Origin of the sequence: Stenotrophomonas maltophilia group sp. Smal12 (assembly GCF_037079935.1) — a bacterium.
Taxonomy (GTDB): Bacteria; Pseudomonadota; Gammaproteobacteria; order Xanthomonadales; family Xanthomonadaceae; genus Stenotrophomonas; species Stenotrophomonas sepilia.
Genome location: NZ_JBAWUK010000013.1, coordinates 58,992 through 76,965 on the forward strand (window position 1 = coordinate 58,992; position 17,974 = coordinate 76,965).

Annotated in this window: 20 protein-coding genes and 2 tRNA genes; 14 read left to right on the forward strand and 8 right to left on the reverse strand. The window is 66.9% G+C overall.

Translation table 11 applies throughout. The annotated features are described in order from the left end of the window. Window positions 1-5: 5 nt before the first annotated feature. Complete coding sequence (gene trpC / locus WDC87_RS08085; RefSeq protein WP_005419828.1) at window positions 6-800, forward strand: indole-3-glycerol phosphate synthase TrpC; 795 nt, start codon at window positions 6-8, stop codon at window positions 798-800. Continuing rightward, window positions 797-1,513 carry a haloacid dehalogenase-like hydrolase gene (locus tag WDC87_RS08090; RefSeq protein ID WP_005419826.1) on the forward strand — a complete coding sequence of 239 codons (717 nt, stop codon included), beginning with the start codon at window positions 797-799 and terminating at the stop codon, window positions 1,511-1,513. Before trpC ends, WDC87_RS08090 begins: the two co-directional genes overlap by 4 nt. Window positions 1,514-1,610: 97 nt before the next feature. Here the strand turns inward: WDC87_RS08090 and WDC87_RS08095 are convergent, their stop codons facing one another. Further along, the gene (locus WDC87_RS08095) at window positions 1,611-2,372 is read right to left on the reverse strand and encodes a sulfite exporter TauE/SafE family protein (RefSeq protein ID WP_072168911.1); all 762 of its coding nucleotides are present in this window, start codon (window positions 2,370-2,372) and stop codon (window positions 1,611-1,613) included. Between the two features lie 134 nt (window positions 2,373-2,506). Continuing rightward, window positions 2,507-3,196, reverse strand: a complete 690-nt coding sequence (crp, locus tag WDC87_RS08100; RefSeq protein WP_010482649.1) for a cAMP-activated global transcriptional regulator CRP — start codon at window positions 3,194-3,196, stop codon at window positions 2,507-2,509. Window positions 3,197-3,345: 149 nt separating this feature from the next. Between crp and speD the strand changes: the two genes are divergently transcribed. Both speD and sugE read left to right on the forward strand, forming a co-directional pair. Beyond that, entirely contained in the window at window positions 3,346-4,140 is a 795-nt protein-coding gene (gene speD / locus WDC87_RS08105; RefSeq protein ID WP_005411315.1) for an adenosylmethionine decarboxylase, read from the forward strand. Between the two features lie 168 nt (window positions 4,141-4,308). After that, window positions 4,309-4,629 (forward strand): quaternary ammonium compound efflux SMR transporter SugE, encoded by a 321-nt coding sequence (gene sugE, locus WDC87_RS08110; RefSeq protein ID WP_005419816.1) that lies wholly within the window; start codon window positions 4,309-4,311, stop codon window positions 4,627-4,629. A gap of 83 nt (window positions 4,630-4,712) precedes the next feature. On the opposite strand, the gene coq7 is transcribed toward sugE, so the two are convergent. Then, on the reverse strand, window positions 4,713-5,357 hold the full coding sequence (gene coq7 / locus WDC87_RS08115) for a 2-polyprenyl-3-methyl-6-methoxy-1,4-benzoquinone monooxygenase (protein ID WP_111202298.1): 645 nt from the start codon (window positions 5,355-5,357) through the stop codon (window positions 4,713-4,715). 196 nt (window positions 5,358-5,553) lie between these two features. Between coq7 and rplM the strand changes: the two genes are divergently transcribed. Next, window positions 5,554-5,982, forward strand: coding sequence for a 50S ribosomal protein L13 (rplM, locus tag WDC87_RS08120; RefSeq protein WP_005414692.1), 429 nt, complete (start codon window positions 5,554-5,556; stop codon window positions 5,980-5,982). Window positions 5,983-5,984: 2 nt separating this feature from the next. Next, window positions 5,985-6,377 (forward strand): 30S ribosomal protein S9, encoded by a 393-nt coding sequence (gene rpsI, locus WDC87_RS08125; RefSeq protein WP_005411311.1) that lies wholly within the window; start codon window positions 5,985-5,987, stop codon window positions 6,375-6,377. Between the two features lie 327 nt (window positions 6,378-6,704). Here rpsI and WDC87_RS08130 read toward each other — a convergent pair. Beyond that, a tRNA-Gln gene (locus WDC87_RS08130) sits at window positions 6,705-6,779 on the reverse strand. A 55-nt stretch (window positions 6,780-6,834) separates the two neighbouring features. Continuing rightward, window positions 6,835-6,911, reverse strand: a tRNA-Met gene (locus WDC87_RS08135). Between the two features lie 121 nt (window positions 6,912-7,032). Between WDC87_RS08135 and WDC87_RS08140 the strand changes: the two genes are divergently transcribed. The 3 genes from WDC87_RS08140 to bfr all read left to right on the forward strand — a co-directional run bounded on the left by WDC87_RS08140 (window position 7,033) and on the right by bfr (window position 8,682). Beyond that, window positions 7,033-7,656: an RNA pyrophosphohydrolase gene (locus WDC87_RS08140; RefSeq protein ID WP_252744860.1), complete on the forward strand. Its 624-nt coding sequence runs from the start codon at window positions 7,033-7,035 to the stop codon at window positions 7,654-7,656. Window positions 7,657-7,859: 203 nt separating this feature from the next. Next, window positions 7,860-8,069 carry a bacterioferritin-associated ferredoxin gene (locus WDC87_RS08145; protein WP_005411309.1) on the forward strand — a complete coding sequence of 70 codons (210 nt, stop codon included), beginning with the start codon at window positions 7,860-7,862 and terminating at the stop codon, window positions 8,067-8,069. A 142-nt stretch (window positions 8,070-8,211) separates the two neighbouring features. Then, entirely contained in the window at window positions 8,212-8,682 is a 471-nt protein-coding gene (gene bfr / locus WDC87_RS08150; protein ID WP_005419804.1) for a bacterioferritin, read from the forward strand. A gap of 1 nt (window position 8,683) precedes the next feature. Here the strand turns inward: bfr and WDC87_RS08155 are convergent, their stop codons facing one another. Genes WDC87_RS08155 through WDC87_RS08165 form a run of 3 tightly spaced genes read right to left on the reverse strand, consistent with a single transcriptional unit; the run spans window position 8,684 to window position 13,471 of the window. Continuing rightward, window positions 8,684-10,918, reverse strand: coding sequence for an ATP-binding protein (locus tag WDC87_RS08155; protein ID WP_088497352.1), 2,235 nt, complete (start codon window positions 10,916-10,918; stop codon window positions 8,684-8,686). Window position 10,919: 1 nt separating this feature from the next. Beyond that, complete coding sequence (locus tag WDC87_RS08160; protein ID WP_252744861.1) at window positions 10,920-12,809, reverse strand: EAL domain-containing protein; 1,890 nt, start codon at window positions 12,807-12,809, stop codon at window positions 10,920-10,922. A gap of 44 nt (window positions 12,810-12,853) precedes the next feature. Then, window positions 12,854-13,471 carry a DUF4126 domain-containing protein gene (locus WDC87_RS08165; protein WP_252744862.1) on the reverse strand — a complete coding sequence of 206 codons (618 nt, stop codon included), beginning with the start codon at window positions 13,469-13,471 and terminating at the stop codon, window positions 12,854-12,856. Window positions 13,472-13,650: 179 nt separating this feature from the next. On the opposite strand from WDC87_RS08165, the gene WDC87_RS08170 reads away from it, so the two are divergent. The 5 genes from WDC87_RS08170 (at window position 13,651) to ampE (ending at window position 17,346) form a co-directional block, all read left to right on the forward strand. Continuing rightward, window positions 13,651-14,394 carry a DUF6776 family protein gene (locus WDC87_RS08170; protein WP_005419791.1) on the forward strand — a complete coding sequence of 248 codons (744 nt, stop codon included), beginning with the start codon at window positions 13,651-13,653 and terminating at the stop codon, window positions 14,392-14,394. Between the two features lie 4 nt (window positions 14,395-14,398). Continuing rightward, entirely contained in the window at window positions 14,399-14,863 is a 465-nt protein-coding gene (locus WDC87_RS08175; RefSeq protein ID WP_053497672.1) for a polymer-forming cytoskeletal protein, read from the forward strand. A gap of 31 nt (window positions 14,864-14,894) precedes the next feature. Next, complete coding sequence (gene erpA, locus WDC87_RS08180; RefSeq protein WP_252744863.1) at window positions 14,895-15,287, forward strand: iron-sulfur cluster insertion protein ErpA; 393 nt, start codon at window positions 14,895-14,897, stop codon at window positions 15,285-15,287. Between the two features lie 119 nt (window positions 15,288-15,406). Then, the gene (nudC, locus tag WDC87_RS08185; RefSeq protein WP_088497350.1) at window positions 15,407-16,312 is read left to right on the forward strand and encodes an NAD(+) diphosphatase; all 906 of its coding nucleotides are present in this window, start codon (window positions 15,407-15,409) and stop codon (window positions 16,310-16,312) included. A 146-nt stretch (window positions 16,313-16,458) separates the two neighbouring features. After that, window positions 16,459-17,346 (forward strand): regulatory signaling modulator protein AmpE, encoded by an 888-nt coding sequence (gene ampE / locus WDC87_RS08190; RefSeq protein ID WP_088497349.1) that lies wholly within the window; start codon window positions 16,459-16,461, stop codon window positions 17,344-17,346. Window positions 17,347-17,974: the final 628 nt, after the last annotated feature.

Genomic DNA, 17,974 nt, shown 5'->3' on the forward strand with positions numbered 1-17,974 from the left:
AGACGATGAGCGACATCCTGCAGACGATCCTGGCCCGCAAGGCCGAAGAAGTGGCCCAGCGCCGCGCCCAGCGCCCGCTCGAGGAGCTGCAGGCCGCCGTGGCCAGCGCCCCGCCGGTACGTGGCTTCGTACGCGCGTTGCAGGCGGCCGTGGCCAACGGCGACCCGGCGGTGATTGCCGAGGTGAAGAAGGCCAGCCCGTCCAAGGGCGTCATCCGCCCCGATTTCCGGCCGGCTGACATCGCGGTCAGCTACGAGTTCGGTGGTGCCAGCTGCCTGTCGGTGCTGACCGACGTGGACTTCTTCCAGGGCGCCGATACCTACCTGCAGCAGGCCCGTGAAGCCTGCACGCTGCCGGTGCTGCGCAAGGACTTCGTGATCGACGCCTACCAGGTGTACGAGGCGCGCGTGCTGGGCGCCGACTGCATCCTGCTGATCGTCGCCGCGCTGGACGACACCCAGCTGGCCACGCTGTCGGAACTGGCGCTGTCGCTGGGCATGGACGTGCTGGTGGAAGTGCACGACATCGACGAGCTGGAGCGCGCGCTGCAGGTGCCGGCGCCGATGATCGGCATCAACAACCGCAACCTGCGCACCTTCGAGGTGTCGCTGCAGACCACGCTGGACATGCAGCAGGCGGTGCCGCGTGACCGCCTGCTGGTCACCGAGAGCGGCATCCTCGGCCCGCAGGACGTGGCGCTGATGCGCGATGCAGGCATCCATGCCTTCCTGGTCGGCGAGGCCTTCATGCGCGTGGAAGAGCCGGGCGAGGGCCTGCGTCAGCTATTCTTCGCAACATGACAACGCACTATCCGACGCCGCGCGAGGATGCGCCGCTGGTGGTCTTCGACTTCGACCACACCCTCTACGACGGCGATTCGGGTACCCACCTGTTCGCCTCGCTGATCAAGCGCAACCCGTTGCGCATGCTGGCGGCGCTGCTGGTCACGCCGATTGCCGGGCCGATGGTGGCGATGCTGCCGACCCGTCGCGCGGGCATCTCGGTCTATGTGTGGATCGGCAGCTTCGGCCTGCACCGTGCGCGCGATTTCAACAAGGTGATCGACGCCTACGTGCTGCGCAACCAGGCGCAGATGCGCGCCAAGCTGCTGCCGCAGGCGCTGGAGGTGTTCGCCGCGCACCGCGCCAAGGGCGATCGCGTGGTGGTTGCCACCGGCGCGCCGCCGGAGCTGGCCCGCGCGATCCTGGCCTTCGTCGCCCATCAGGACGTACCGGTGATCGGTACCGAGGTCGGCCCGCGGCTGGGCGGTGTTGGCCCGACCCGGCACTGCCACAACGAAGAGAAGATGCGCATGCTGCGCGAACGCGGCTATGGCGACATCGATATCGCCTACTCCGACAGCACCGCCGACCTTCCGCTGCTGCTGGCGGCCAAGGCGCCGGTGGTGGTGAACCCGAAGCCGGGGCGGGTGGCGTTTTTCCGCCGCGTGCTGCCGGCCGGCACCCGCATCCTCAACTGGGGATGCGTGGATCGCGGCGGCGACAAGGCCTGACCCGCGCCTGTTGTAGAGCCGAGCCATGCTCGGCTGCTCTTCGTTGCGGGATCCGTGCGTCCTCAGCCGAGCATGGCTCGGCTCTACAGGGGATGCTTCAGCGGTAGAGGTGCCCGTACACCGCATGCCCGATCTGGAACAGGCTGATGCCCAGCACCAGCACGCCGACGGCCACCAGCACCCAGCGCTCCTTCACCCGCTTGACCAGGATCGCCGCCACCGGCGCGGCCATCATGCCGCCGATCAGCAGGCCGGCGACGATCTGCAGATGCTGCACGCCCATCGACAACAGGAAGGTCGCTGACACCGTCAACGTGACCACGAACTCGGCTGCGTTGACTGTTCCGATGGTGGTGCGCGCCTGGCCGCCGCGGGCGAGCAGGGTGGACGTCGCGATCGGCCCCCAGCCACCGCCGCCGCTGGCGTCGAGCAGGCCGGCGAAGAAGCCCAGCACCGGCACCCGCCGGATCTCGCCCTTGGGCATAAAGCGCCCAGCGGCGCGGGCCAGGATGATGATCGCCAGCACCAGCAGGTACAGGTAGATCAGTGGCCGGATGATCTCGCCCGGGAGCTGCGTGAGCACGTACGCGCCCACGGCACCGCCCACTGCGCCGGGCAGGGCCAGGCGCACGAACAGGCGTTTATCGACATTTCCGGCTGCGAGGTGCGACACCCCCGAGGCGCCAGTGGTGAACACTTCAGCGGTGTGGATGCTGGCGCTGACCTGTGCCGGGGGCAGGCCCATGCTGAGCATCACCGACGAGGACACCAGGCCGAAGGCCATGCCCAATGCACCGTCCACCAGCTGTGCGCCGAGGCCGATGAGAATGAACCACCAGAATTCGCTGCTCAGCTCCATGTACCGAGCCTAGCTCAGCGGGCCGCGCAGGGGCCGTGTAGAGCCGAGCCCTTGCGCGGCTGCCTTTGACGTACCGCAGCCGAGCGTCGGCTCGGCTCTACAGGATGGCTCGGCAGCGTTGGGTTGCCTTGCAATCAACGGGTGCCGTACAGCACCACGGTCTTGCCGCGGGCATGCAGCAGGCCGTCGGTCTGCAGCTTCTTCAACACGCGGCCGGCCATTTCGCGCGAGCAGCCGACCAGTCGCGCCAGTTCCTGTCGCGAGACGCGCAGCTGGCTGCCCTGCGGGTGGCTCATCGCCTCCGGTTCCTGCGCCAGGTCGTGCAGGGTGCGCACGATCCGGTCGGTAACGTCCAGGAATGCCAGGCGGCTGGCCTTGCGGCTGGTGTCGAGCAGGCGCTTGGAAATCTGCTGGCCCAGCGCATACAGCAGGCGCGGGGCATCGGCCGACAGCGGGCCGAGGAACAGCTGATGCAGGCGCTCGTAGCTGATTTCAGCCAGCTCGCAGGCGGTACGGGTCCGCAGGATCACCTCGCGGCGGTCCGATTCGACGAACAGGCCCATCTCGCCGACGAACTCGCCGGCACCGAAGTAGCCCAGCACAAGCTCGCGATCGTCATCTTCCTCGGCCATGATCGAAACCGAGCCGCTGATGACGTAATACAGGGTTCCCGCCGGGTCTCCGGGCCGGAAGACGTCGGTACGGGTGGGATATCGCCGCCTGTGGCTGTGCGCCAGGAAACGATCGATTGTGGCGATATCCAGGGCCAGTGGACTGCTAGCTAGGCGCACGGTTGACACGATAGGAGCGCTCCCTCTGCGCATGAACGGATTCACGGGGTCGATAGCGGAGCTTAACCAGCGCAATTGTTAAGGGCAAACAGTGTGCCAGAACTCTTGCGTCTTCACGTTCCCCCCGGGGGCAGTTTGCCCCATAATTCCCCCTTTCCCTTCTTACACAGGAATCGACCGCCGTGGTCAAGCCGTTGCCTCGCCTGAGGCTGCAGGGTTTCAACAACCTCACCAAGGCGCTGAGCTTCAACATCTATGACGTGTGTTACGCGCGCACCGAAGAGGAGCGTCAGCGTTACATTGAATACATCGATGAAGAGTACAACGCCGACAGGCTGACTCAGATCTTGACCGATGTCGCCGAGATCATCGGCGCCAACATCCTGAACGTGGCCCGCCAGGACTACGATCCGCAGGGTGCCTCGGTGACCATCCTGATCTCCGAAGAACCGGTGATCGACAAGAAGCTGGCCGGCAAGGAGCTGATCTCCGACGCCGTGGTCGCGCACATGGACAAGAGCCACATCACGGTCCATACCTACCCGGAAACCCATCCGCAGGAAGGTATCGCCACGTTCCGCGCGGACATCGACGTGGCCACCTGTGGCGTCATTTCCCCGCTGAAGGCCCTGAACTACCTGATCGAGAGCCTCGAGTCGGACATCGTGATCATGGACTACCGCGTCCGTGGCTTCACCCGCGATGTGAAGGGCAAGAAGCACTTCATCGACCACAAGATCAACTCGATCCAGAACTTCCTGGCCAAGAACATCAAGTCGCGTTACGAGATGTTCGACGTCAACGTCTACCAGGAGAACATCTTCCACACGAAGATGCACCTGAAGGACTTCGACCTGGACCAGTACCTGTTCGAGGAAAAGGCCAAGAACCTCTCGTTCAAGGAACGCATGAAGATCGAAGCGCTGCTCAAGCGCGAGATCGAAGAGCTGTTCCACGGCCGGAACCTGTCCGAGTAAGTCCCATGTGCGATGCCCGCAGGCATCGCCACCCAGGCGGGACGACCCGCCCCGTGGAACCAGTGCCCCACACACGTTACAGTTCCACGGTGATGTACCGACCCACGGCCCGGTGTGAAAACACCGGGCCGTTTCGTTTTTCTCAAGAAAGGTAAGGAGCCCCCACCCATGCCCTGGATCTACCTGCTGCTGGCCGGCCTGTTCGAGATCGGTTTCGCCCTCGGAATGAAGTACTCCGAAGGCTTCAGCAAACCCCTGCCCACCGTTGCCACGGTGGTATCGGCCCTGATCAGCCTGTACCTGATGAGCCAGGCGATGAAGAGCATCCCGGTCGGTACGGCCTACGCGATCTGGACCGGCATCGGTGCCATGGGCGTGGCTGTGCTCGGCATCTACCTGTTCAATGACAGTGCGTCGCCGGCCCGCCTGGCCTGCGTGGGCCTGATCGTGGCCGGCGTGATCGGCCTGAAGCTGGTCTCGCCCAACTGATTGATGGCCCGACCAACGGTCGGGCCCCCACCGTCGCCCCCCGCACCTCCTGGTAGGCCCGCACCGTTGGTGCGGGCGACCCTTCAGATGCGGTAGGCGATGGTCTTCATCACCCTGGAGGCCAGCGCCATCACGCCCGGGATCGGGAACGGCAGGCGGCGTGCGCCGGCCTGCTCGGCGTGCTCCGCATGGCGGGCTTCGTCTTCCTTCATCACCTCGATGACCGCACGGCTGCGCAGGTCGCCGGCCGGCAGATCGACCAGGTGCTCGTCCAGATGGGCTTCCACCTGGCGCTCGGTTTCGACCACGAAGCCGAGGTTCCAGCCGTCGCCGCGCAGCCCGGCCAGGGTGCCGATGGTGTAGCTGCCGGCGTACCACAACGGGTTGAACAGGCTCGGGCGGCTGCCCAGCTCGCCCAGCCGGGTGGCGCACCACGCCAGGTGGTCGGTCTCTTCCTGGGCCGCTTCCAGCAGGTGTTCACGCGTGGCAGGGTCGCGGGCCACGGCGGCCTGGCCGAAATACAGGCCCTGTGCGCAGACTTCGCCGACGTGGTTGATCCGCATCAGCCCGGCCGCGTGGCGGCGTTCAGCGTTGTCCATGCCCGGCTCGCTGGTGTCCGCGGCCGGGTAGGGGCGGGCCGCCGGCGGGTTGCCGAACACCGTGTCCAAGGCGCGCTGCGCTTCGGTCAGCAGGTGGTCCAGCGGTGTGGTCTGGCGGAGCACGGTCATGGCGGTACGCGGTGGGACGGAAGACCCCTCGATTCTCCCCCGGCTCCGGCCCCCTGCCAACCCGGGACATGGCCGGCTTGCACCGGGGGCTTGACCTGCGTACAATCCCGCCTCTTACGCTTCACCTTTCACAACGCGTGGCAGAGTTCCGGCGAGCCGTTCGCCGCAATGAGCCCGACCTAACATAGAGTTCTTCATGAGCACTTTCACTGCCAAGAACGAGACCGTCCAGCGCGACTGGTACCTCGTCGACGCCGAGGGCAAGACCCTGGGCCGTCTCGCCACCGAGCTGGCCCGCCGTCTGCGTGGCAAGCACAAGCCGGTCTACACCCCGCACGTTGATACCGGCGACTACCTGGTCGTCATCAATGCAGAAAAGATTGCCGTCACCGGCAAGAAGCTGCAGGACAAGATGTATCACCGTTTCACCGGTTACATCGGCAACCTGAAGACCGAGTCCCTGGCCCAGGCGCTGGAGCGCCACCCGGAGCGCGTGATCGAGATCGCCGTCAAGGGCATGCTGCCGAAGGGCCCGCTGGGTCGCCAGATGTACCGCAAGCTCAAGGTCTACGCCGGCACTGAGCATCCGCACGCCGCACAGCAGCCGCAGGTTCTGGATATCTAATCATGGCTATCACTCAAAACTACGGCACTGGCCGCCGCAAGTCCTCCACCGCTCGCGTGTTCCTGCGCAAGGGTTCGGGCAACATCACCGTCAACGGTCGTCCGCTGGACGAGTTCTTTGGTCGTGAGACCGCGCGCATGATCGTGCGCCAGCCGCTCGAGCTGACCAAGAACACCGAAAGCTTTGACATCCTGGTCACCGCCGCTGGCGGCGGCACCACCGGCCAGGCCGGTGCGATCCGTCTGGGCATCGCCCGTGCTCTGGTCGAGTACGACGAAACCCTGAAGTCCGAGCTGCGCAAGGCTGGCTTCATGACCCGTGACGCCCGTGAAGTCGAGCGTAAGAAGGTTGGTCTGCACAAGGCCCGCCGCGCCACCCAGTTCTCCAAGCGCTGATCTACCGCGCCTGGTTGGGCTCCTTCAGGAGCCCGCTGGATGGGAAAGCAAAAGCCCGGCTTCGGCCGGGCTTTTGTCGTTTCGGGGGGGATGCATTTCCGGGTTGCCGGCCAGCGGCCGGCACTACCCATGGTTTCGCATCTCGGAAGGGGTGGGGTCAGAGCCCTTTCCTTGGGAAAAGGATCCGACCCCGGGCCTCTCTCTGGAGAAGAGCCCCCTTGTTGTTCAAGGGGGGGGCGCGCCGACAGGCGCGGGGATAAGGTGGAATGCGCGACCAAATCAAAAGCAAAAGGCCAGATCTTTCGATCTGGCCTTTTGCTTTTAATTTGGCTGCCCCGGATGGATTCGAACCACCGAATGCCTGAGTCAGAGTCAGGTGCCTTACCGCTTGGCGACGGGGCAAAACGTGCAACTATTTTCTCACTTTTCACACTGAAAAACAACTTGATTTTCAGCGTGGTGGCTATGGGTGGACTCGAACCACCGACCCCAGCATTATGAGTGCTGTGCTCTAACCGGCTGAGCTACATAGCCTTGGTGAGCCCGCTATTCTGCGGATGTGTATCGGCCCTGTCAACACTTTTGTGCCGCGCTTGTGGGCCGACAGAGGGCATGGGATAGTCCCGACCAGTAGATTTTCTTAGGAGTCCGCATCGTGATCGATCCGGACGGCTATCGACCGAACGTCGGCATCGTGCTGATGCGGCAGGACGGCCAGGTGTTCTGGGCACGACGCGTGCGCCGGGACGGCTGGCAGTTCCCGCAGGGTGGCATGAACACCGACGAGACGCCTGTCGAGGCCATGTATCGTGAACTGCAGGAAGAGACCGGCCTGCTGCCTGAGCACGTGGAAGTGCTCGGGGCGACGCCCGGCTGGCTGCGCTACAAGCTGCCGGCACGGGCCATCCGCCGCAATGAGCGGCAGGTCTGCATCGGGCAGAAGCAGGTCTGGTTCCTGCTGCGCCTGACCGGCGATGAATCGCATGTGCAGCTGGACCATACCGACTCGCCCGAGTTCGACCACTGGCGGTGGGTGGACTTCTGGTACCCGGTGGAGCACGTGGTGATGTTCAAGCGTGGCGTCTATGCGCGCGCGCTGCGACACCTGGCGCCGTTGGCGCGTGGGGTGGCCGGGCAGGGCGTCAGCGCCATGCCCAAGAGTGCCGCCGAGGCCTGGATGCCGGGCCACGCAGCCGGCCACGACAGGCCCCGGAAGCGCACGCCCAAGCGCGGCGGCTACTGGGCGCGCAAGGCCAAGGGGGAGTCCGGGGCGGTTTGAATGGGAGGCCACGCAGGCTGTGGGCCGATTCGTCACAACGCGTCCCCCCCGGCTGTTTCCAGCAGGACCTGGCTGCCCGCCGGGCCGGTCAATCCGACTCTGAACGGTATCGAGAATGGTTCAGGTCTCTGATTGACAACCATTCTCGTTTCCATTGGAATACGCAACAGGCCGCTTCTGGCCTGTCAGCCCGGTCCCCGCCTGTGTACGTCTGCATCTGCAACGGAGTCACCGACCACCAGATCCGCGAAGCCGCCAGCCATGGCGTCAGCACGGTGGCGGAACTGACCATGCGTACCGGTTGCGGTGCCACCTGCGGTTCGTGCCTGGACATGGCCGGCGACCTGCTGGCCAAGGCACGCGCGACGCACGATCTGCCGCTGCCGGTATTGGGCCTCGCCCAGGTCGCCTGATCGTTTCCTCGCGGCCTGTTGACGCCGCGCTTTCGCGTCCTTCACCTGCAACCGCGCAGGCCAATGCGCACGATTCGCGTTCCTTCACCACCGCACGCAAGGCGTTACAGTGCCTGCGTTTTCAGCGTGCAGGAGCATCCCCATGAAGGGCGACACCAAGGTCATCGAATTCCTCAACAAGGTCCTCTACAACGAGCTGACCGCGATCAACCAGTACTTCCTGCACGCCAAGATGCTGAAGAACTGGGGCATCAAGGAACTGGCCGAACACGAGTACAAGGAATCGATCGACGAGATGAAGCATGCCGACATGCTCGCCGACCGCATCCTGTTCCTCGAAGGCCTGCCGAACTTCCAGGCGCTGGGCAAGCTGCGCATCGGCGAGAACCCCACCGAAATCCTGCAGTGCGACCTGTCGCTGGAACGCGATGGCGTGGTCACCCTGCGCGAGGCGGTGGCCTATTCCGATTCGGTTGGCGACTATGTCAGCCGCCAGCTGTTCGTGAAGATCCTCGACTCGGAGGAAGAACACATCGACTGGCTGGAAACCCAGCTCGACCTGATCGAGCGTATCGGCGAGCCGAAGTACCTGCTGAGCAAGCTGGAAGAGTGAATCAGCGGTCCTGGCCGGCGCGATGCTGTGCCAGGTAGCCCGTCAGTGCAACGCGCGCCCGGGCGAATTCCGCAACCAGCAGCGCCACCGCCACTGCGGGGCGCTGCAGGCTGCCACTACGGGTCTCGTGCTCGATCCGCTGCGCGATCGCCGACAGCGACAACGCCCCCACGTTCGCGCTTGATGATTTCAGGCTGTGCGCGACGGCCTGCATGCGCGGTTCATCGCTGTTCCGCGCGGCCAGCTGCAACTGCTGCACCATCGCCGGCGCATCTTCAAGAAATGCCGTGACGATCTGGGTGGCAGCATCGCCGATCACCGCGTGCAGTTCATCCAGCACATCGCGGTCGAGCACCGGTTGTGGTGCTGGCGCCACCTGCTTTTCCGGATTCTGTAGAGCCGCGCCATGCTCGGCTGATGGCGTGCGACTGCAATTGGCCGTCAGGCGAGCATCACCCGGCTCCACAGAAGGCCGTGCAGGTGCTGCGGCTTTACCGCCACCCCAGCGCTGCAGCAGCGCATGCAGCGTTGCGCGCGCGATCGGCTTGGACAGGTAATCGTCCATGCCGGCCTGCAGGCAGCGCTCGCGGTCGCCGGCCATCGCATTGGCGGTCATCGCGATGATCGGCAGTCGCGCACGCCCGGTTTCCGCTTCTTCGGCGCGCCAGCGGTGCGTGGCGGCGTAGCCGTCCAGCACCGGCATCTGGCAATCCATCAGCACGATGTCCAGCCCGCCTTCGCGAAGGGCGGCCAGGGCCTGTTCGCCATCGGCGGCGTTGCGCACCTCGCACTGGAACACCCGCAGCAGCTGCTCGGCCACCATCCGGTTCACCGTATTGTCCTCCACCACCAGTACGCGCAGATGCAGCGGCGGCAGCGTGGCAGCCGGTTGCTCGTGTTCCGCGCTGGCCAGCAGCGCAGCGGGGCGGGCAGAGGCGACCGGTGCCGCCAGCAGTGCATGCAGGGCGGCGTCGTCGAAGTGGGAGGGCAGCTGGCGCTGGCGGGGGCGTTGCGCAATCGCATCCTCCTGCAGCCACAGTACCTGCAGTGCATCGTCGTCGTCGCGTTCCCCCAGTGCGAGCTGCAGCGTGGCCTCGCCGTTGCGGCGTGCGCGCGCATCGACCAGCAGCCAGGCGGGTGCCGGTTTTCCGGGCCGCGCGGGAGCGCGCAGGCGCTCGACCACGCTGTCCAGTTGCGCCAGCACCTCCACCTGCAGTCCATGGTGGGCAGCGATGCGCTCGATGCGTGCCTGCAGCGTTGCATCGGCACTGAACAGCAGCAGCGGTGCCGGCGCGCGCGTCATCGCCGGCAGGTCGCCAGGAACCTTCAGCAGCGGGATCTCGAACCAGAACGTAGCACCCTGGCCGGGCGTGGACTGCACACCAATACGCCCATGCATCAGGTCGATGATGCGCTTGCAGATGGCCAGGCCCAGGCCGGTGCCGCCGTAGATGCGCGTGGTGGATGCGTCGGCCTGGCTGAAAGACTGGAACAGGCGTGCCTGCAGCGCGTCGTCGATGCCGATGCCGGTATCGATGATCTCGAAGCGCAGCTGGTGCTGCGCGGCACCTTCGCCCAGGCGCAGCACACGCAGCTGCACCTGGCCGCGGGCGGTGAACTTGATCGCATTGGCCAGCAGGTTGCTCAGCACCTGGCGCAGGCGCACCGGGTCGCCGCGCACCGGCAGGCGCACCGATGGATCCAGCTGCAGGCCCAGTGCCAGGCCCTTGGCGTCGGCGGCGCGCTGCATCAGCTGCACCACGCCGTCGAGCAGATCGCGGAGGTTGAAGCTGGTGATTTCCAGCTCCAGCGCCTGTGCTTCCAGCCGGGAGTAGTCGAGGATGTCGTCGACGATGCGCAGCAGCTGCTGCGAGCTGGCCGAGGCGGTGGCCAGCATCTGCCGCTGGTCCTCGCCCAGTGGCCCGCGTGCGATCAGCTCCAGCATCGGCAGAATGCCATTGAGCGGGGTGCGGATCTCGTGGCTCATCGTGGCCAGGAACTCGCCCTTGGCAAGCACGGCCGCCTCGGCGGCCTGCTTGGCCTGCAGCAGCTGTTGTTCCAGCTGGCCCTGGCGTTCAGTGGTATGGCGTAGCTGGTCCCGTTCAGCGGCCAGCGCGCCGTGCGTGCGCTGCAGCTGCGCCAGCGCACGGTCGCGCGCACGAAGCCGCAGGCCCAGCGCCATCAGCGCGATGGTGGCCGCGGCGAGGGCAACCAGCAGCACGCCCCACAGCGGCACGTCAGAGCACCGCGTTGTGGAAGTCGAAGTTCAGGTCGCTGCCGGCCGACTGCACCATGTTGCCCTGGATGTAGTCGACGCCGCCGACCCACATCGCCGCCGCAGCCTGCGGATCCTCGATCTGCTGGCCGATGATCTGCAGCCCGGCGGCATGGGCCTGATCGATCGCCTTGCGCAGCTCCTCGCGCGTGGCCGGATTGGCATGGCTGCTGGAAAAGCGCGCAGCCATGCGCACGAACGACAGCGGCAGCTGGTTCAGCAGGGCATCGGCCTCGCCGCTGGGTTCGAACTGGCTCAGGCAGAAGCGCACCCCGGCACTGGCCATGCGCTGGCAGAACTGCTGCAGCGGCACGGTGTGGATCAGTGCGTCCGGCAGGCGCACGTCGATCACCAGTGCACTGCCCGGCAGGTCGCGCTGCTGCAGTGATTCCAGCAGCCAGTCGGCGAAGGCGTCGCGCTGCAGGGTGCGCAGCGACTGCGAGACGAACAGGTTCAGTGGCTGCGTCGCGTGGCGGTACAGGTCCAGCAGCCCCAGCGCGTGGTCCATCACCTGCTGATCGAGATCGGCGATGCGGCCTGCGGCTTCCGCGGCCGGGATTACCTGCCCGGCCGCCAGCACGGTGCCGTCGGCCTGGCGAAGGCGCAACAGCAACTGGTACTGCGCGGTGTTGCCGCCGGCAACAGCGACGATCGGCTGATAGGCCAGTTCCAGCTGTCCTTCCAGCAGCGCCAGGTGTTCCTGTTCGGTGACTGCCTGGCGGTGCACATGGCCGGCCACCCCGGCGCTGAGCAGGCGCGCCTGCAGGGTGGTGCGCTCGACGGCTTCCAACGCACTGCTGGCATCGTCGAAGCCTGGTGACAGCGGTGCATAGCCGACTACGCCGCGCAGGTGCACGGATTCGTCGTCGCGGATCACGAAGGCACGTGCCGACAGCTGCTCGCGCAGGCTGGCAGCGATGCTGTCAAGGGCGTCCTCGTCGGCGCTGCGGGCCAGCAGCAGGAAGCTGTTGTCGTTCAGGCGTGCCAGCAGGTGCGGATGGCCGGCTTCGGCCAGGCGCTGCCCGGCCTGCACCATCAGCCGTTCAAACGCGGCATAGCCATAGCGTTCGCGCAGGCCCAGCGCGCTGGCCACTTCGATGAAGAACACGCCGCCCTGATCGCGGTGGGCGAGTGCGGTGTTGAGCTGCTGCAGCACGTGGTGGCGCGTCGGCAGGCCGGTTTCCGGATTGCTGGTGGCCGGTGCGCCGGTGGCGCCGGGCAGGGTCGCGGCCTGGGCTCGTGCGCGGCGGATGCGGTTGGCCACCGCTGCGATCAGGTGGCGGGGCCGGATCGGCTTGCTCAGGTAGTCGTCCGCGCCGCTGTCGAGGACTTCGAACTGGCGCTCCGGATCCGGATCACCGCTGAGGAACACGATCGGAAGCAGCTGCAGGCCGGGCTGCTGGCGGATCAGCGCGGTCAGGCGCATGCCGTCCAGGCCGGGCAGGTGAAGATCCATCAGGATCAGGTCGGGGCGGTGCTCCTTGATGGCCTGCAGCGCGGCATCGGCATCGTTGTGGACGATCGCCTGCATGCCGGCGCCGTGCAGCACGCTCTGCGCGAACAGGGCCTGCGCGCGATCGTCTTCAACGATCAGCACGCGGTAGGGCGAGTCCGATGGCGACGGGGCCAGATCGTTGTTGTCGGCGTCGGCCAGTGCGACCGGGCCGGGCAGCGGCGGCGGCGCGCTGTTGGCCGGCGTGGACGCATCGGCCGCGACAGGGGATGGGCTCGCCGCCATCGGTGGGACCACGGCCGGAGACGCCGTCTCGGGGGCCCAGCGTTGCCAATGGTCGGCCGGAGGGGTTTCAGCGCGTCCCGGGCGGGCGCCCGCGGGGGATTCGTTTGCGGCCATCGGTGCTCCTGGTGTTCGCGTCCATTATGCGACAAGCCCGGCGCTCAGCCGGTACCGGTGTGCCCTGGCGGTGCTGCCGATGCACCGCGCGCCAGCCAGCGCACGCCCTTCCACAGGGCGCGCCAGACCAGCCACACCAGCAGCGCACCGGCCAGGCTGCAGGCCAGCACCACGACCAGCGCGATCCACGGGTGTGCCAGGGCGAGGGCCAGGCCACCGATCACGACGGTGTCTTCGGCCGCAGAGGCGACCCAGTTGCTGGCCGGTTCCGGCGAGGTGTTGAGCAGGGCGCGGGTACCGGCCTTCAGGCCATGGCTGGCCAGGGCGACGCCGGCACCGGCGGCGAGCGCACCGGTGCCCAGCTGGCCATCCGGCGACAGCGTGGCCGCCGCAAGGAATGCGCCGGCGGGTACGCGCGCGAGCGTCTGCACCAGGTCCCACACCGAATCCACGCCAGGGATCTTGTCGGCGAAGAACTCGGCCACCGCCAGCGCCGCCGAGGTGCCCAGCACCCACCATGATTCGGTGGCCTGCAGGGCGGGGGGCAGATCGACCCAGCCAAGCAGCCCGGCCAGGCCGACACCGAACACGGTGAGGTAGACGCGGATACCGGCCAGCCAGGCCAGCAGGATGCCGATCACGAACAGGTGGGCTTCGGTCATGGCGATGCTCCGGCGACGGAACTGTGCAGGGGGCCACACTATCGACGATGGCGTGCCTGAACGCCACCGACCGTGGCCGGCCACTGCGCAGGAAACCCACCCGTCCTGTCATACACTAGCCCGTCGTTTGCCACAGGGGCCGTACCGGTGTCGCCCTTGCGATACCCCGGAAACCACCCATGACCAACCGTCCTCCCATGCGCGTGCAGGTCCGCCTGCCCGGCGCGCCGCAACCGCCTGCCGACCGTCGCCGCCTGCTGGTGATCGGCGGCATCTGGCTGCTCAGCCTGGTGCTGGCGGTGCTTGGCGGCTGCTGGATGGCCACCCCGCGCGATGCCCAGGGCCAGCGCCTGCAGGCCGCCGAGAAGCGTGCCGAGGCGCTGCAGGCGCAGCTGACCGAGCTGCGCCAGAAGCAGGCCACGCTGGAAGCCTCCGACCGCATCAGCCGTGCCGCAAATACCGAGGTGCAGTCCTCGTTGGCCGAGCGCGATGAGGAAATCGCCGGGCTGCGCGCCGATGTTGCCTTCTATGAGCGGCTGGTCGGCTCGACCAGCCAGCGCAAGGGCCTGAACACCCATTCGATCGAGTTCAGCCCGGAAGCGGCCGGCACCTGGCAGTACACCGCCGTGCTGACCCAGAACCTCAACCGCGGGGCCATCAGCCAGGGGCAGATGCGCTTCACCGTGGAAGGCGTGAAGAACGGCAAGCTGGCCACGATCAGCTGGGATGATCTGCACCAGCGCAGCAAGGTGCCGGGACAGGACTACTCGTTCCGGTACTTCCAGCAGCTCACCGGCAGCGTGATGCTGCCGGCTGACTTCACCCCGCAACGCGTGCGGGTGACATTGGGGAGTGGTACGGGGGGTACCACCCAGGTATTCGACTGGAAACAGGCCGGTGCGCCGGCCAGCAAAGGGGAGTAGGCAGATGTTCGGAAGCAGCAAATCCAACCGTGAAGGCCAGCTGGTGGTGGATGCCCTGATCGGCAACCAGGTGGTGATCCGCGGTGATGTGGAATTCAGTGGGGGCCTGTATGTGGAAGGCCGCATCCACGGCAAGGTGATCGCCGCCGAAGGCGCCAGTGGTGCGACCCTGACGGTTGCCGAGCACGGCGTGATCGAAGGTGAGATCCGGGCCCAGGTGGTGGTCATCAGTGGCCGCCTGGACGGCGATGTACACGCTACCGAGAAGGTCGAGTTGACCCCGAGCGCACGGGTCAATGGCAACGTCCATTACCAGGTGGTGGAGATGAACGCGGGCGCGCAGCTGAACGGCCGCCTGATCCATGCCAGCGCCCCGATGGCAGCCTTGCCGGCGCCGGAAGGCGAAGACGCCCATGATGGCAAGGGCGATACCGCCGCGCGTCGCAAGCTGGCCGAGGCGATGGCTTGAAAGCCGTCGTCGGCACCCCCATGCTGGCAGCATGAGCACGCTAGTCTCCCTGCCCGGCGCCACCTCGGTTGCCGCGCCCGATTACCAATCGCTGGAGCGCCCGCTGAACTTCACCGAGTCGGCGGCCGCCAAGGTCAAATCCCTGATCCAGGAAGAGGGCAACCCCGACCTGGCCCTGCGTGTGTACATCGAGGGAGGCGGCTGTTCGGGCTTCCAGTACGGGTTCGAGTTCGACGAGAACCGTGCCGAGGATGACCTGGCGGTACAGACCAGCGGTGTGACCCTGCTGGTCGACCCGCTGAGCCTGCAGTACCTGATGGGCGCGGAGGTGGATTACACCGAGAGCCTGACGGGTGCCCAGTTCGTGATCCGCAACCCGAACGCAAAGACCACCTGCGGCTGCGGCAGCAGTTTCAGCATGTAAGCAGGGCGCGGGGCCTGTGTCCCGCGCGACAAGGTGTGTGGAGCAAGCTCCACACCCACAGACGGTTTCCGCAAAGCCTGCGGCTTGCCACCTGCATCGATTGGCGGCACGCTTGGCGGATGCCCAATACTCCTTCGCCGCTTTCCGGTTTTGCCTTCGTTGGCGAACCGTTGGAGCGCGCCGATGCCCTGCGCGAAGATGCCGATGCACTGGCGCGCCTGTGGCCGGGCGCGCGCATCCTCGTCCTCGATCACGATGGCAGTGCCTTCACCGGCGATGACGACCAGCCGCTGGCGCTGACCGGCGCCGACGTCGGCGGTGGCCCGGGCGCCGCAGTTTTCCTGGGGCTTCGCGGTGATCAGGCATGGTTCTCGGTCGAAGCCACCCATGTCACCGTGAGCGCGCCACGCCGACTCGATCTGCGCCAGGCTGCATTGTTGTGGCCGATGGCCGATGCCACCGCTTTCAGCTATGCCCGTGGCATGTCCTACTGGCACTCGCGCACCCGCTTCTGCGGCGTATGCGGCGGCGCGGTGGCGTTTGCCCGTGGCGGCTTCGTCGGCCGTTGCGCGCAGTGTTCCACCGAACACTATCCGCGCGTCGATCCGGCGGTGATCGTCGCCGTGGAAAACCAGGGCCGGCTGCTGCTGGGCCGACAGTCGAACTGGGCCCCGCGCCGTTACTCGGTGCTGGCCGGCTTCGTCGAACCTGGCGAGACCTTCGAGCAGACCGTGGTGCGCGAAGTCCATGAGGAGAGCAAGGTGCGGGTGACCGCCTGCCAGTACCTCGGTTCGCAGCCGTGGCCGTTCCCCGGCGCGCTGATGGTCGGCTTCCGTGCACAGGCGCATGACGACCTGCCGACCGTGGATGGCGAGCTGGAAGACGCGCGCTGGTTCAGTGCCGACGAGGTCGGCGCCGCGTTGGCGCGCGATGTGGAGGACGACGGCCAGGGCATCCGCCTGTCGCCACCGATCTCGATTTCGCGGAGCCTGATCGAACACTGGTACCGCCAGCAGCGGGGCTGAGCCGGCGTTTCGGCCGGGCCGATCGTGGCAGCTGTATTGCCGCCACCTGAACACGGCCCGGGTTACAGTCCGGTTCACCCGCGAGGGCACCACTGCGACAGGTAAGGTAGCGGCGCCGAGCGTTCTGTTTCGTAGGGAGACCTGCCATGTTCACCACTCTGGCCGCCGTGCTGGTGGCGCTGGCCCTGGGCCACGTTGCCCCGGCCGCTGCCGCCTCGATGCGCCGTTTCGACGGCTTCCGGCGCTGGCTGGGCTGGCTGGACGCGCGTGGTGGCAAGGCCTGGCAGGGACCGGCTGGAGTGGCGCTGGCGCTGCTGCCGCCGTTGCTGCTGATGGGGCTGCTGGCGTGGCTGCTGCGCGGAGTGCTGTTCGGCCTGCCGTCGCTGCTGCTGGGCGTGGCCGTGCTGGCCTGGTGCTGGGGGCCGCGCGACCTGGATCGCGATATCGAAGCCATCATTGATGCGGACGACGCCGCGACGCGGCAGGCAGCCGTGCGCAACCTGCAGGCCGCCGGTGGCAGCCTGCGCGAAGACGTGCCGTCGCTGGTCGAAGCGACCGTGCTCAATGCGCTGCGTCGCTGGTTCGCGGTGCTGTTCTGGTTCCTGCTGCTGGGCCCGGTCGGTGCGCTGGGCTACCGCTTGCTGGCGTTGATGGCGGAAAGCCCGATGCGTGCACGCGTGCCGGTGGAGCCGCTGGCGCTGGCGCAGCGCCTGCTGGGCTGGATCGAGTGGCCGGTAGCGCAGCTGATGGCGTTCTCGATGGCGCTGGTCGGCAACTTCGATACGGCGTGGAAGGCCTGGCGCCAGGCCCATGGCGAACGCCTGGTCGGCACCATCGGGTTCCTGGGCGCGGTGGCGCGGGCCAGCGTCAACGCCGAGCTGCGCGAGGACGCGCACGATTACACCGAGGCGGGGCTGTTGCCGGTGTGGCAGCGGCTGCCGGACCTGCGTGATGCGATGAGCCTGGTGTGGCGGATGCTGCTGCTGTGGCTGGCGATCCTCGCCCTGCTGGTGATTGCAGGCTGGGTGACGTAGTTGTTTTGCAGGGCTTGCAGCCCTGCACCTGCAGAGGCAACAGCAACAGCGGCTCTGGGTTGCTGACGGTTGGGCGGGGAGGTGTGGGGCTGCAGGACACGCCGTAAACCCCCAAACCGGCCCAGCCGCTGGCGGCTGTGCGTTCAGGCGCTTGCGAAGCAGTGCTTCGCAAGCAAAGCGCCCTCACCCCTGGAGGCTCGATGGCGCCATCCATGGCGCCAACGGTCCTGCGGCCCCACACCGCCCCACCCCCGACAGTTTCCCGGTGACGGTGGGTCAACTGCGACTGCCGGTGGGTGTCGACCTTGGTCGACACGGTAGATCCACGCCATGCGTGGATGCAGAGCGAAGCGATCCGCTTCCGCTTTTGATCTTCTCTTTCTTTTCCGTGGTGGACGCACACGGAAACTGTCCGTGGCCGGGGGGGGGGGGGGGGGGGGGGGGGGGGCGGGGCGGGGGGCGCGCGCCCCCCCCCCCCCCCCCCGACAACCCGGGCCCCCCCCCCCCCAAACCCCCCCCCCCCCCCCCACCCTATTTCTTAAAAAATAACCCCCCCCCCCCCTCGGGGGGCGTTCGTTGTATAAAATAAACCTATAGACCCCCCCAAAACATCCACCCCCCACCTTAA